The sequence below is a fragment of the Klebsiella sp. CN_Kp097 genome (assembly GCF_040064495.1).
Lineage (GTDB): Bacteria > Pseudomonadota > Gammaproteobacteria > Enterobacterales > Enterobacteriaceae > Klebsiella > Klebsiella aerogenes.
Genome location: NZ_JBEAIL010000018.1, coordinates 1 through 1090, shown reverse-complemented (window position 1 = coordinate 1090; position 1090 = coordinate 1). Strand labels below are relative to the sequence as shown.

At 60.7% G+C, this 1090-nt stretch carries 1 protein-coding gene; it reads right to left on the bottom strand.

The genetic code is table 11. The features are described 5' to 3' along the window. Positions 1 to 1090: MFS transporter (locus ABLV07_RS16365; protein ID WP_348853621.1), on the bottom strand; the 1090-nt coding region annotated here is incomplete at both ends.

Genomic DNA, 1090 nt, shown 5'->3' with positions numbered 1-1090 from the left:
ACCACCGCAATCGCCGGCGCGAGGAAGTTCGACAGCCCGGCCGACAGGTTGTAGACCGAAATCGCCGCCCCTTTATGCTCTGGCTCCAGCGCCGGGAACACCGCCGCCATCGGCACGAACGCCGCGACAAAAATCCCCAGCGCAATTGCCGGCACCAGCGCCATGGCGAAGTTATGGCCGAAGTGCTGCGGCAGGTAGTAAAACGCCAGGCTCGACAGCGCCATGCCGATGCAGCCGAACCAGCGCACCACTTTCATCCAGCCCAGTTTCTCCGCCACGATACCCCAGAAGACGTTGGAGAAGATGGTGGTGAAGAAGAACGCCGCCCACACCTGCAGCCATTCGGAAGTGGTGAAGCCAAGCTCATCGACGAACATCATCGGCATGACCACCGCGAAGCCGAACAGCGACAGGGTGTTGATAATGCGCACGATGCTGGAGAGCATAATGCTGCGGTTGGTGTAGATAAGGGTCACCGCGCGGCCCAGCTCGGAGAACTTCTCGCGGGTGGTGAGATTCTGCATATGGCGCGGGGTTTCGGTGTTGCGCAGCGCCGCCAGGGCAATCAGCCCGCCGGTGACACAGAACGCCAGCGCCAGCCACAGGGTGCCCATCTCGCCAATGTGCGGAATGGTGAAGCTCGGAATATAGCTGCCGAACACGCCGATGCCGACGGAGTAGACCGCCCAGAACCAGCCCAGGGCCGAGCTGGAGCTGTCGCTGCGGACGTTATGAATAATGGCGACGATAAACGAATAGAGGAACAGCGGATAGGCCAGGCCGCGGATACCGTAAAACAGCAGGATTAAGGCGTAGTTGGCGCGACCGAGGCCGAAGACGAGGAACAGGACGTGGAACACGCACCACAGCACGAAACCGATAAACATGGTTTTACGCGGGGTGATAATTTCCGCGACCACGCCGGAGACCCAGGCCGACAGAGCGGCGGCGAGGCCGTAGAGGGTGAAGGCGAAAGAGGCCTGCGCCGGGCTGAAGCCCAGCTCCTTGATGTAGTGCGAGAGGAAGGCGAGTTCAAAACCGTCGCCGGTCATAAACACGGCGATGGCGACGTATCCCCAGATAAGATTCA